This window comes from Mammaliicoccus lentus (assembly GCF_947036595.1).
GTDB lineage: Bacteria > Bacillota > Bacilli > Staphylococcales > Staphylococcaceae > Mammaliicoccus > Mammaliicoccus lentus.
Genome location: NZ_OX344835.1, coordinates 1 through 12,921 on the forward strand (window position 1 = coordinate 1; position 12,921 = coordinate 12,921).

A 12,921-nucleotide genomic window follows, 5' to 3' on the forward strand; every position below is an offset into this window, starting at 1 on the left:
TTATGAAATCTTTTATAACTCAACATTCTCTTTTTTGATTTTCTTGTTGAGTTCATACGCCCTCCAACATACCTCTTATCTTTATAAGGAAAAGGTAAATCATCTTTTCCACTTTTTCTAATTTAGAATTTAAGTAAGCAACTTTTAAAGCACTTTTCATTTGAATAAACAAAGATTTATCAAAGGCGAAATAATAATAAATATTTCCTTCAATATCAGTTCTAACCATAAATGATTTCCAATCTTTACCCAGCAACCATCTTTCAATTCTTTTCAATCTGATTTTATTCATTTGAGACATCATAAAATGTATATCATCTGATTTAAAATCATCAGATAAATGTGGCATAAATCGACACCATATTATTCTTTTCTTTTTCATATAATGTCTAAATAAACAAAACAGAATAAATAGAATTGAAACATAAAATATATAGTTTAATAGGTTAGATATATATATGAAATCAATAAATGATTTGAAGGTGATAAGTATTTCCTTTCGAAAGAAATATATTGTACCAATAATAGAAACAAGTAAAAGTAATACCCAGTTGTCCTTGATAAATAAATATACTGGATCTTGTTTCTTGGTTGCCATAAGATGCACCTCCATATATTAAGTTGTAAAAGAACAGGTCGCCGCCCCGTCTGGAGAGACATTTTAAAAACTCGTCCAAATAGATATATCATAAAAATAAATAAGGTGGTTATTTATGATATATCTTTGGTGAGTCCCAATGTTATTAGGAACTATGATGTAATTATACCATAAAATGTAGTATAATTCAATATATTATTATGTTTTAACTATATTACGAATTACATTTAAGGTTACAATTAAGGTACAAAAAAGGTTACACTCTTATTACAATATATATGTACTATATATGTACTATATTTGTTTATAAATATGTATAGATATATCAATATATATATACACAATATATATTCTGTATATAGTTTATATATATTAACTTCACATTAACTATAAAATCATTTAGAATAAAAAGTGGAATAGACATTCCAGGGGCTTATGATCAAGTAGAGGGTCATAAGCTTTCTTTCTATATATACAAACTATATTAATCTATCTATATTCCTATCTATACTTCTATATATACAAACTATATTAATCTATCTATATTCCTATCTATACTTCTATATATACAAACTATATTAATCTATCTATATTCCTATCTATACTTCTATATATACAAACTATATTAATCTATCTATATTCCTATCTATACTTCTATATATACAAACTATATTAATCTATCTATATTCCTATCTATACTTCTATATATACAAACTATATTAATCTATCTATATTCCTATCTATACTTCTATATATACAAACTATATTAATCTATCTATATTCCTATCTATACTTCTATATATACAAACTATATTAATCTATCTATATTCCTATCTATACTTCTATATATACAAACTATATTAATCTATCTATATTCCTATCTATACTTCTATATATACAAACTATATTAATCTATCTATATTCCTATCTATACTTCTATATATACAAACTATATTAATCTATCTATATTCCTATCTATACTTCTATATATACAAACTATATTAATCTATCTATATTCCTATCTATACTTCTATATATACAAACTATATTAATCTATCTATATTCCTATCTATACTTCTATATATACAAACTATATTAATCTATCTATATTCCTATCTATACTTCTATATATACAAACTATATTAATCTATCTATATTCCTATCTATACTTCTATATATACAAACTATATTAATCTATCTATATTCCTATCTATACTTCTATATATACAAACTATATTAATCTATCTATATTCCTATCTATACTTCTATATATACAAACTATATTAATCTATCTATATTCCTAATAGTTTATTTACCTGGTCGAGAAACTGAAGTATATAAGTAATGGCACAGTGGACAATTAAAATTTAACTAATATTCCTGGTTGCAATAGTGACTGAATTATCATAGTTTAATGGATCTGATTGTATATCATCTATATAGCTTAGTATTGTTGTTAGTTCTTCATACAGTCCCTTATTCTGTGCTACAGTCGTTCTTAAGTCTTTTGACACGTTTAATAGGCTTCTCAATGCTTTAGAGAAACCAGCCTTTTGTTCTTTAATACTTTTGACCATGCCAAATACACGTTGTATAAACACTTTTTTAAGCGCTATAAACGTTTCTGCATATCTTCCTTTACCTTTAGTGTATTTAACTAATAAACCTTCTTTAATTGCCTTTTTAGTAACCTTATCTAATACAGATCTAGCCATACCTAATTCTTTAGCAATAGCTGTAGTTGATCCTTTCATAAATACTTTATCAATGTCTGTTCTTTCTTCTAAATACTCTTGTAAATCTCCTAGTCTTTCATAGTAATGACTGCGTTTACGTTCTTCTCTAGGCTTTGCGTGTTTATAAAAGCCATTCACAGCTACAAAACTATTGTTATACATTACTTCACCATTGCTAAAGGCTTCTAATAGATTTTCAACGTGAAACCTACTAGGCGCTTTATAATTACCTCTAAATGCACTTCTAATTGTTTTACTAAATTCATTATTTGATAAAGGTTTAACGAAACGACTATTTAAAGGTTCTAATATTGCTTGCGTTTGATCAGCAGTATCACCAATTGATTTATAATATAGCGCAAGAGTGAATACAGTATTGTTTCTACCAATACCATAGCCTACTGAAGTTATATCAGCTTCATTCATTAAGAAATTAACCCAATCAGGCGTGTTATTACTGTTCACAACGCCTAAAACAGACTTTAAACCATTAAATTTTAAATCATTATTCTTTGAATATTCTTTACTCCATTTCATTAATTCACTACTTGAAATGTATCTATTTTCAAAATGTCTAACATTGTTAGTATTAGGCAATCTAAAGAAGCCTGTTGATACACAATGTTTATCGACAGTTAAATACTCGCTTTGATTTAATGAATGTATTAATGACTGATGAATACTTTCAGCTACGTTCAAAGCTTTCTTATTGGTTTTAGAAGGATAGAATGGCGTATCTAATACAAAGTACAAATGCCAACCTCTAGGCGTTTTCACATACATATTAGGCATAAAGTTTTGTGTATTATTTGTACAACTCCAAATTGATAATTGAAAAACTAATTCAGCAAATTCATAATCTTTGTCTATATCGATTACAAATGTATTAATTTGTTTAACATTCTCTTTTGTACGCTTACATAATGAACCTGTATCTCTATCTAGCTTTAATGAATGATAAGGGTTTGGTGTCCAATGTGTGTAATTTTCAGCACCATTTACAAGTGTTTCTTCAGAACTTACCACATGACCTTTACCAGCTACCATCATTTCTTTACTATTAGTTACTGCAACTCTACCTGATCTATAGTTTGCTGGGCGTGTCGCTTTCCAATTATTACGCTCTAATTTACTATATTTTGAATGATTATATTTATATTTTTCTATGCTTCCATGCATAATAAAATCATATATTTTATCTAAATCTATAGTTTTACTTTGATTAAACATAAAAAATTCCTCCTTAAAATGTGTTTGTTTCACAACATAATAAGAAGAAATTTGTTTACTTATATATATATCGTCTATATATACAATATATATGTTGAATATATACTCTATATATGGACTTATATATATTAATTTGTTTACTTTTGTAAACGTCTGCTATATAATCATAGGTGTAATGTATACCTATAAATAAATTCCTTCTTAATATATAGCTTCTTCTTATTAAGTTGTTGTAACTTCCTATTATGTTGTTACTTCTTATTAAGTTGCTTGTTATTGAGTTGTGTTTATTAAGTTAGGTGGTACAAATCATATTGTCAGTATGATTTGACCGAACAGCTAATTGTCAGTTAGCTAACAGAAAATATCTTATTGTCAGTAAGATATGTTTATCGTTTTTCAACTATGAATTTAAAACGGGAATTTTAAATAATTTGTGAACTCGTCCATTGGGCGAGTTTTCTTATTACTCTTTAAATACTACCGAAAACACTGATTTAAAGCAATATTTCTTAATAAACAAAAAACCAGGCAACGATAACGTTACCTGGTCTATAGATTAATTCTATCTTTTTGATTAACTATAATTACAATACGTGTTATAATTATAGTTAATCAAAGAGGTTAGAAGTGGTCTATACGTTAGGTCTTTAACGTATCGTTTGTTTGTCAGGTGTTTCCAGCACCTTCAAAACATTTCTAGCTTCTTTTATTTTTTTATTACAATCATTATAACGCTATTTAAATACGCTTACAACTAATTATATAATTATATTAATAAAAGGTGGATACTTTCATGTATTCCACCTTTTTTCTTTATAGCTTGCCTTTGCTTTCAATATTATCTAAAGCATTTTCTATTATTAAATTAACTAGGTTTGTTTCAGCACCTTTTGGCTGATCCTTACATAATTCTCTCAAGCGTTTAATTGAACTAACTTTAATGTTCCAGCCTTTATATTTCTTCTCTGTTTCTTCTCTGTTTAAAACACTTGCCAATTCACCTTTATATTCAACATCATTTTTAGATGAATTATTAACTACATTCTCAACGCTTTTATGTTCTTCTGTGTTAGATTCTTGGTTTACTGTACTAGCAACATTTGATTCTTTAAAGTCATTATTTTCACTATCATTAGATCTTTTTCCTAAAGTATCTTCAAAACTCATACGATTTTGAACTCTATCATCTCTAGCCATATTGAACGACCTCCATTATCCAGTTATTGACTTAATTGTATCACAAATGATACATATACATCAATATATATATGTACATATATATATTCTATATAGTTAAAATATATACTCTATATATACTATATATATAGAGTGTCTATATTAGTTATTGCTTATGATCTATTTCTATAATTTTTTTTGCGATTTCTTTATAGTTTTTTACAGCATCTAAATGTTTGTATTCATCAACTAAAACTGCTGGTTGTCTATACATTAATGGTGCTTCACCAACTTTAATAGTATGAGGTATTTTTTCTTCAAAGACATCAATTTTACGTTGCTGGGCAAATTTATATAAATCTAATAAATTAATTTTATGAAGATTTGTATTTTCTCTGTACAATGTTACCAAAATACCTTCTATGTTTAGTCCTAGATTAGAAGTCTTTTGAATTTTTTCTACTCGATTGATAAACCTTTGAATAGATCTCATTGAGTACACACTAGGGTGATAAGGTACGATAATTCTATCTATATAGTTTAGAATATTGATCTGCACAACTTCCATAGAAGGAGGGGCATCTACAAATATATAATCAAATTGATCTTCAATACTTTTTAATCGATTTTTAAGTACGTGTAAGATTTCTTCACCCGTCCCATGTTCCTGTAATATATCCATTGTAAAATAATCCATATCATCATTGGCTGGTAATATATATAAGTTGTCAGTTACATCTGAAACTTTATAAATAACATCTTCAGCTTTAGCTTCACCCATAAGCACATCATATATAGTGTCTTTAAAATCATCAGGTCTATAACCAAAACTTAATGATTCGTTACCCTGGGCATCCATTCCTATAATAGCTGTCTTATAACCTTGCTTTGCTATTTCTGAAGCGATATTAGTAACTGACGTACTTTTACCTTCGCCACCTTTATTTGTTGAAATCGTATATTTAATTGCCATATCCAAATTCCCTCCTTATTTCAATAGATCATCAAATTTGATATTCTCTTTCGCTTTTTCTATGATTATACTATAACATATTTTTAGTAAACTTGTAAAGTTTTTTAGTAATAAATTACTTATCGCTAATCTTATTCATTAAATCTACAATCGATATATTTAAATACTTACTTAATATATATAAATTTTCTAGTTTGATTGTACTCGCTTTATAGTTACCATTTTCTAAAGCTGATAACCAGGTACGCGAATAATTTAAATCTCTTTCTATTTGTGTCTGTGTCACACCTTGCTTTTTCCGTTCATGTTTAAGTGCCTGCGCAATGGAATGTGTAAAATCTTTTGCTTCTTTTTCCCATTGATTTAATTTTTCTTGTTCTAACATAAAAATACCCCTTATGATTTATTGAATAGCTTACAGTATAGACTAAATTATACAGTTATTAGCGAAATCAATAAATCAATAGCATAGTTTTAGTTTTTCGGCTTCTATGAGGACGATTCTGACAACAGTTACGCATAACAACCCACAAAAATTTATCTCGAAGCGCCTGAGGGCGTTTCTCAGAACCTTATTTTATTAATAGTAAAAGAAAAGGACAAAACCTTTTAAAGATTTTGTCCTTTCTGTTATTTTTCAGTAGCAATATTTTCTTTTTCAATTACACTAAATAACTTAATATAATTTAGATTATTTATTTTCTCTTTAAATTCTTTCATATCATTCAAATTTAATATTGAGAATAACTGTTTTACTTTTCTCTCTCTTTTTAAACTTTTAATAAATTTAAGATCTGGTGAAAACTTGTTCGTTCTTGAATATATATCTGAATCTAATACATACCATTTGTCATATCCAAGCATTTTACACACAAACTCAATAAATATATCTGCTTCAAATACATTTGCTATATTATATTCATTATCCCTTACTATTATATCTTCTATTTCTAAGTATCTAGGTGAATACATGTATCCAAACTGATGAGATTCTACATGAATAAAGTTAGGGTTACATAACATTGATATTATATAAAAACCTGCATCTCGATTATCATAAAAATAATCATATTTAAATAAATCTTCAATATAGTCAAAATCTTCATTATCTATAGCATAAGCAACTGTATAAACAAAAGCTATTCTTGTAAAAATTTTTGTTCCATCTTTACTTTGCGATGAAAAATCATCAATTGTCTGTAATAAACTTTCAATAATTTTAGAAATGTCATTAGGTTTACTCACTTTTTTAACTACATTTCCCCATGTTTTCATTAAACTTTGAAGTTTTTCAAAATCAGGTTTTGTATTAATATCACGGTTTAAGAAGTATTTATCTATTTCATTTAATTCCATTTTTAAATCTTCAATATACTCTTTCAACAATGATTTACTGATTTCTTCAGAACGCTCTATTCTTTTTGCTGATCTTAAACTTACAATATTAGCAAAATCAGGTTTCTTGCCAATTTTGGGTTTTGGTATTAATGGTTCATCATAAATCGTTCTCGCAATTTCTTCACATTTTTCAAAATCTTGAATTTTATCTGTGAAATCAAAAGCAAAACTACCTTTTAAATATCTAGGCATTACTGGTTGTCCCTCTTCGTCTACTTCTGTAAATGCATAATATATATTATTTTGATCTCTTGATGAATTTCTCATATATGCATCAGTGAGAATTACAGATTCTTTACCTACACCACTTTCCCGATTATTTGCTTTTTCCACGTAATTTTTATCACCTATTATAAGTATGTTATCACTTGTATCAGCGTATTGTTCCATCTTTTTATTAAGGTCTTCACCTTTTTTAAATGACCAAAGATCTAATATGACATCAAAACCTAAATAGCTTAATTCAGTACCTATTTCTTTAACTCTTTTTTTATGTTCTTCGTTTGTATGTGCATATGATATAAAGATATTTGGATGTTTTTCTTGTTCTGACATAATTAAACCCTCCCATTTATTACTATCAACAATTTGATTGTATCTTAAATTTTATAAAACTCATATTTTTTACGCTTGATGACCAGCGATTTTATCTTTTCTTGAAATTAAAGTACCACTTTTAGATAAACTAGATCCTCTAAAGACTATATCTTTTCCATATTTAAACCTTATAGGATCTAACTCATTTTCAATAATTTCTGCTTTAATTTGTTTAGGATCTTCAAATAAAGATAATTGCTTAATCTGATTAGGTATAAAATGACCAAATGAAATTGCTATCGTTCGATATAATCTATCATTTTCAAGTCGATCAGATAAATAACGCCATAACTGATTAATGATTACATAAGAATTTTGATACCCTGTTTTATTGGTAAACTGTTTTCTTACACCCCCAGCATCAGCATAGCCAACACTAACAGTTATTCTTGTGGGATATAATTGTTGATTTCTCACGCGATAAAATACTTCATCTACTTGTTCACTTAATACTGTTTTAAGTTCATGTAATTCATAATCTCTCATTAATATTTGAGATTTCCCTAACGATTTATTCTTTGTGATATGTGGCTTTCTCATAAAGCTTTCATCAATACCATTGGCATGTAAATGTAGATCTACGCCAATAATACCGAAGTCCCTTTTTAAATATTCAACGGGATAATTAGCTAGATCGCCAATTCTAAAAATACCCTTCTTATTTAGTTTTGCTTCAGTACGTTTATTAATACCCCACATTTTTGTTAAGGGTTCAATATGCCATAGCTTACGTGGAATATCTTCATATCGCCATTCTGCTATACCTTCACTTGTTTTTTTAGCTTCTAAGTCCATTGATAGCTTTGATAACAACATATTAGATCCGATTCCTATTGTACTGAATATCTGTGTTTGTTCGTAAATTTTATTTTGAATTAGGCGCGCAAACTCGTAAGGTGTTTCACAAAATAATTGATAGGAATTTGTAATGTCCAAAAAATGCTCGTCAATTGAATACTGCCAAAAATCTTCAGGTGCAACAAAGTTTAAAGCTATTTTGCTGATCTGCGTTGAAATTGAAATGTACTTTTTCATAGAAGGGTTAATAATAAATATGTCATTGCGTTGTGGTATTTCATACAATCGACTACCTGTTTTAATACCTAGTTTTTTTAGTGGTGGTGTAGAAGCAAGCACAACTGAACCTGGTCGTTTTGTATCACCTACCACAGCTAATTTAGTTGTCATTGGATCTAACCCTTTTTCAATACAAGATACTGAAGCAAAAAAACTTTTAAGATCAATACATAATATATCCCTTTCTGTACAAACACGGTAATCATACATGATAAACACCTCAATTCACCCTCTAATATACGAACGTATGTTCGATAAAAGTATAATAAAAAACACACTTAAACGCAAGTTTAAGGTGCATTTTATCGTTTGAGTTTTGCGTTATTTCACTTGATGATATACTTATAAAGTCGCCTATCTCTATGGCGTAATCTGTCATAGAGGGGAGGTGTTTATAGTGACAATTACTTTTATTCATATCATTGCACCCATTATTTGTGGTTGTGCAATCGCGTACTTTTCTCATTGGCTAGAGAATCGTAGAAAAAAATAGGTGACACCAGATCAGCCAGCACCATAAAAACCCCCTTACTACTCCACATAGTAAGGGGGTTTGGTGTTTATTTGTGACTATTACTTTTATAAACATATTATAACACCTATGACATGTCATGTCATGTGTTAGAAAAATACCAAATTGAATTGATATTTTTCTTATTCAAAACAAATACGCGTAATTACCCACTAAAATTTTTCCTGGTAACCTGACAAAAACAAATTTTACATTTTCACTTTAATTTCTAATATCCCAAAATATCCTTTCTAAAGTTCTTATAAACCATACTAAAAATATGAATAGGAATAATTAGATAAAATAAAATGATTGGTGGATATACCAACAAAATACTTGCCGTTTCATGAATAACATCATTGTCTACACTGTTAATCAATTTAAATATCATATCAAGATAGATATCAGTATAAAAAATATTGATAAATCGAAAGTATAAAACAACTGCTATTAAACTTAATATTAACAATCCAGTCTTTGTAATATACTTATGTTTTTTTAACTTTTTTCTCATTTTATGCACCTTCTTTTTTTGAATAAAAATACAGTTTATGAAAGTCTTGAAAATGTGCAAAGTATTGATAAATATAGCCTGTATATTTTATGTATACTCAAAAACCAAATATAAAACGATAAAGCTTGATTTAAAGCCATTTGGTCTTTGAATTTAGTTGACATAATGGTCATTAGAGGAAGTTAAATTGAATATCCTATACATTTTATTGAGCGACAAATTTTGACGTTCTTAATTTCAAAAGTATTCTTATGCTTATAATTTTTATTTGAACAACAAATGATATTTTAAATAATTTTTACTTTCATTAAACTCATCTATATCGTTAAGCAACTTATTTTCTTTTCTTGTCCATTCGTAAAGAAACTCAAAAAATGCTTTTTCAATTTCTTTTAAATTATTATCTTCTATATGAAATGTTTCATCTTTTTTATAAGCTATTCCTCTCAAATGAGCCAAATATTCATCTTCTAAATAATATTCAATACTTCTATTTATACTTTCCACATCACGTATATATGAACTTACCATTTTACTCATACCGTGATTAAGTAGTTCGTTAAATAAAGAGGTAGCATCTTTTTTTCTATTAAATTTTTTCTTTGTGACTTTATTAAACCCTTTTAATTCATCTATCTTAAGCATAAGTTCATGCTTTGCCTTATATAGACTGTTTAATCTATCTTGATAATCATCTATATAACTAAAATGTTCTTTAACATTTTCTAATTTGAATTTAAAATATTCTAAACTACCTTCTTCCAAATCTTTATCTCTATTAAATCGTCTAGCTGAAACATCATCACTTATTTTTTTATTTCTATTCGTATATCTTCTACTATCGTCAAAACTTTTTTTATTCAAATAAAACACTTCATCTTTGTATGATTTATAAAGTTCTAAAATATCATCTACCAATTTGTTTTTGATCTGTTCATGTGTATCTGTATTTATCACTTGTAACAACTCCCACTGTATGTTTTATTACTCAAAATAATTAACTAAATTATATTTTTCAATTACTTCAGTAAGTAATGAAAAATCAAAATTTCTAATTTCCTGACTTCCATTAATTTCGGATATCTTATCAACTAATTTCTTATCAAACAAATTACCTATAATAGTATTTACTGCTTTAATTTTACGATCATATGGTGCGCTATAATAATATTTATCAGTTTCATATTTTATCGTTGAAAGTGGTTCTTTAATATTACCCTCATAACAAAATATGATTAAATTAATAGCATTTGAAAGCTGTAAAGCCACTTCATTATACTGTTTTCTTTGCCTATTAGTATCTAAATTACCTTTATTTGCTACGCCCTGCAATTGATTACCTTCATTAATTACTTTAAAAGGGTTAAATAAAGGTAATTTATCTTGATTTGATAATTTTAGTAAATCTTCAGCAATATGATAACCACAATTAAACGTACCTAAAACTTTTTCAGAATCACCTTTTAACCTGTATGAAAAACAGTAATAACTATCTGTCAATGTACCACCTTCACCATCTTTCTTTTGACCTTCTAATAATTTTAAATGTGATATAGGTGTTACATCATATTTCGCAAGAAATTTAAGTCTATTTTCATGACCTCTTAAATTCATACTTAAAGACCCCTTTATTTAAATTTGCAATGATTTAAAACGCTCTTTAGTAATATAAATCTTTAATTCTCTTTGATAGAAGTTCATTAAATCTTTATCTTTAATTTTAATAGGATATAAAGGGATAAAACCCAACTTTTTATATCTAATATTTACTTTGGCTTGTGGTATCGAAATACCCTCTCTTTCACCAGATCGGACAAATACTATTTGACCTGGTAATAATTCAATTTTTCCAAAAGTATACACTAATACAAAATTATTTCTACGATTTTTAAGTATATGATTGATATTTCTTATAGTAACGGTTTTAAGTGAGGTGTTTCGCATATCGTCAACGTATTTTATAATCTGTTGTTTTCGCTTTATATTAAACAATATCATGATGAATATAATTAACATGATTATAAATATAAAAGTCGTCATAATATCCCTTCTTTCTTAATTTAAGGTTATCACCTTCTTAACTTATATTATATTTTATTTACTCTATAATGTTTATTTTATGTGTGTGTAGCTTGTCACCATATTTAGTAGGTTCATTGTCTAAAGTTAAACGCCCTTCTTCTGTGTGTTCTTCATCTAATGATAAACTGACGTTATAGCCTAAACTTCTTTGCATTGTTTTAAACTTACTATATTTTTTATAGTCAATTACACCTCTATTATTCGCAATTCCTAATTCTTTTAATTCAGTTACATTCACATTTTTTCTTTTTCTATTCATATATATCTACTCCTTATATTGTGTGTATAAGCGTTAGGGCGTGAGGGTGAGGTCGATAAATATATCATTCTATGAGTTCATCAAGTGATTTTCTTGATGGACGAAACTGAATGATATATTTATCGGACGAGGTCTCACGCCCTAACGCTTTATTGCGAGGTCGGTTTAAAATTTTTCGGTGAGGTCATCAAGTGGTTTTCTTGATGGGCGAAACTGAAAAAATTTTAAACCGGACGAGCCGGCGACCCCGATTTCTCGAGGTCTTGGACTTTACAAGTTTTCTATTATTTCTGCTATATTTTCGCTTCCTTCTATGTCGCCATTTTCTGCCATACTATAATAGTCATTTCCTGAAACAATAATACTATCAAGAACTTCAATTCCTAAAATGTTACCACTTAGACTTAGTTTTTTACTTGTTTTAATATCTGCTAAACTTGGTTTTGCCTTTGATTGTGACGGGTGATTGTGTGCAAAAATCACACTTGCACAATTATTATGAATTGCTGCAAAAAATGATGCCCTAATATCAACAATTGATGCCATTAGTCCTCCAATATGAACTGTATGAACACAAGTTACAACATTTTGACTATCTAAACCAATCATTACAAAATGTTCTGTGTGTAAAAACCCTATATCAGTTAAATCATTTAAGAACGTTTTAACGTCCTTTGGTTCTGATACTTCAAATTTTTCTTCTTCTGTCACCTCATAAGATGCAGTGAATTTCACAAAATTAATTATATAGTTTTCTCTCATTTTCC

The 12,921-nt window shown here is 27.6% G+C and carries 13 protein-coding genes; 1 reads left to right on the plus strand and 12 read right to left on the minus strand.

Annotated elements, in window-relative coordinates; translation table 11 throughout:
• Window positions 1-52: 52 nt before the first annotated feature.
• From ACNMOQ_RS14080 to ACNMOQ_RS14110, 7 genes are all read right to left on the minus strand, one after another.
• Window positions 53-598: a hypothetical protein gene (locus tag ACNMOQ_RS14080; RefSeq protein ID WP_416350413.1), complete on the minus strand. Its 546-nt coding sequence runs from the start codon at window positions 596-598 to the stop codon at window positions 53-55.
• Window positions 599-1,965: 1,367 nt separating this feature from the next.
• Window positions 1,966-3,564: a primase C-terminal domain-containing protein gene (locus tag ACNMOQ_RS14085; RefSeq protein WP_198054569.1), complete on the minus strand. Its 1,599-nt coding sequence runs from the start codon at window positions 3,562-3,564 to the stop codon at window positions 1,966-1,968.
• Window positions 3,565-4,380: 816 nt separating this feature from the next.
• The gene (locus ACNMOQ_RS14090; RefSeq protein WP_198054568.1) at window positions 4,381-4,764 is read right to left on the minus strand and encodes a hypothetical protein; all 384 of its coding nucleotides are present in this window, start codon (window positions 4,762-4,764) and stop codon (window positions 4,381-4,383) included.
• Window positions 4,765-4,909: 145 nt separating this feature from the next.
• Window positions 4,910-5,716 (minus strand): ParA family protein, encoded by an 807-nt coding sequence (locus ACNMOQ_RS14095; protein WP_198054567.1) that lies wholly within the window; start codon window positions 5,714-5,716, stop codon window positions 4,910-4,912.
• Window positions 5,717-5,831: 115 nt separating this feature from the next.
• Window positions 5,832-6,101, minus strand: a complete 270-nt coding sequence (locus ACNMOQ_RS14100; protein WP_198054566.1) for a helix-turn-helix domain-containing protein — start codon at window positions 6,099-6,101, stop codon at window positions 5,832-5,834.
• A 245-nt stretch (window positions 6,102-6,346) separates the two neighbouring features.
• On the minus strand, window positions 6,347-7,669 hold the full coding sequence (locus ACNMOQ_RS14105) for a toll/interleukin-1 receptor domain-containing protein (protein WP_416350411.1): 1,323 nt from the start codon (window positions 7,667-7,669) through the stop codon (window positions 6,347-6,349).
• Window positions 7,670-7,738: 69 nt separating this feature from the next.
• A complete protein-coding gene (locus tag ACNMOQ_RS14110; RefSeq protein ID WP_204175021.1) occupies window positions 7,739-8,998 on the minus strand; it encodes a Y-family DNA polymerase in 1,260 nt (419 codons plus the stop codon).
• Window positions 8,999-9,185: 187 nt separating this feature from the next.
• On the opposite strand from ACNMOQ_RS14110, the gene ACNMOQ_RS14115 reads away from it, so the two are divergent.
• Window positions 9,186-9,281 (plus strand): type I toxin-antitoxin system Fst family toxin, encoded by a 96-nt coding sequence (locus ACNMOQ_RS14115; RefSeq protein ID WP_142390956.1) that lies wholly within the window; start codon window positions 9,186-9,188, stop codon window positions 9,279-9,281.
• Between the two features lie 796 nt (window positions 9,282-10,077).
• On the opposite strand, the gene ACNMOQ_RS14120 is transcribed toward ACNMOQ_RS14115, so the two are convergent.
• From ACNMOQ_RS14120 to ACNMOQ_RS14140, 5 genes are all read right to left on the minus strand, one after another.
• On the minus strand, window positions 10,078-10,770 hold the full coding sequence (locus ACNMOQ_RS14120; protein ID WP_204175187.1) for a hypothetical protein: 693 nt from the start codon (window positions 10,768-10,770) through the stop codon (window positions 10,078-10,080).
• 27 nt (window positions 10,771-10,797) lie between these two features.
• Window positions 10,798-11,427, minus strand: a complete 630-nt coding sequence (locus ACNMOQ_RS14125; protein WP_204175189.1) for a hypothetical protein — start codon at window positions 11,425-11,427, stop codon at window positions 10,798-10,800.
• Between the two features lie 18 nt (window positions 11,428-11,445).
• Complete coding sequence (locus tag ACNMOQ_RS14130) at window positions 11,446-11,853, minus strand: hypothetical protein (protein WP_198054591.1); 408 nt, start codon at window positions 11,851-11,853, stop codon at window positions 11,446-11,448.
• 58 nt (window positions 11,854-11,911) lie between these two features.
• Window positions 11,912-12,154, minus strand: coding sequence for a hypothetical protein (locus ACNMOQ_RS14135; protein WP_204175191.1), 243 nt, complete (start codon window positions 12,152-12,154; stop codon window positions 11,912-11,914).
• 270 nt (window positions 12,155-12,424) lie between these two features.
• Window positions 12,425-12,916, minus strand: coding sequence for a JAB domain-containing protein (locus ACNMOQ_RS14140; RefSeq protein WP_416350412.1), 492 nt, complete (start codon window positions 12,914-12,916; stop codon window positions 12,425-12,427).
• Between the last annotated feature and the right edge of the window lie 5 nt (window positions 12,917-12,921).

Excerpts from the sequence above, each read along its gene's own strand:
- ACNMOQ_RS14095 (WP_198054567.1), bottom strand. The coding sequence starts at position 5,716 with ATGGCAATTAAATATACGATTTCAACAAATAAAGGTGGCGAAGGTAAA.
- ACNMOQ_RS14100 (WP_198054566.1), bottom strand. The coding sequence starts at position 6,101 with ATGTTAGAACAAGAAAAATTAAATCAATGGGAAAAAGAAGCAAAAGAT.
- ACNMOQ_RS14130 (WP_198054591.1), bottom strand. The coding sequence starts at position 11,853 with ATGACGACTTTTATATTTATAATCATGTTAATTATATTCATCATGATA.
- ACNMOQ_RS14080 (WP_416350413.1), bottom strand. The coding sequence starts at position 598 with ATGGCAACCAAGAAACAAGATCCAGTATATTTATTTATCAAGGACAAC.
- ACNMOQ_RS14110 (WP_204175021.1), bottom strand. The coding sequence starts at position 8,998 with ATGTATGATTACCGTGTTTGTACAGAAAGGGATATATTATGTATTGAT.
- ACNMOQ_RS14140 (WP_416350412.1), bottom strand. The coding sequence starts at position 12,916 with ATGAGAGAAAACTATATAATTAATTTTGTGAAATTCACTGCATCTTAT.
- ACNMOQ_RS14090 (WP_198054568.1), bottom strand. The coding sequence starts at position 4,764 with ATGGCTAGAGATGATAGAGTTCAAAATCGTATGAGTTTTGAAGATACT.
- ACNMOQ_RS14135 (WP_204175191.1), bottom strand. The coding sequence starts at position 12,154 with ATGAATAGAAAAAGAAAAAATGTGAATGTAACTGAATTAAAAGAATTA.
- ACNMOQ_RS14125 (WP_204175189.1), bottom strand. The coding sequence starts at position 11,427 with ATGAATTTAAGAGGTCATGAAAATAGACTTAAATTTCTTGCGAAATAT.
- ACNMOQ_RS14105 (WP_416350411.1), bottom strand. The coding sequence starts at position 7,669 with ATGTCAGAACAAGAAAAACATCCAAATATCTTTATATCATATGCACAT.
- ACNMOQ_RS14085 (WP_198054569.1), bottom strand. The coding sequence starts at position 3,564 with ATGTTTAATCAAAGTAAAACTATAGATTTAGATAAAATATATGATTTT.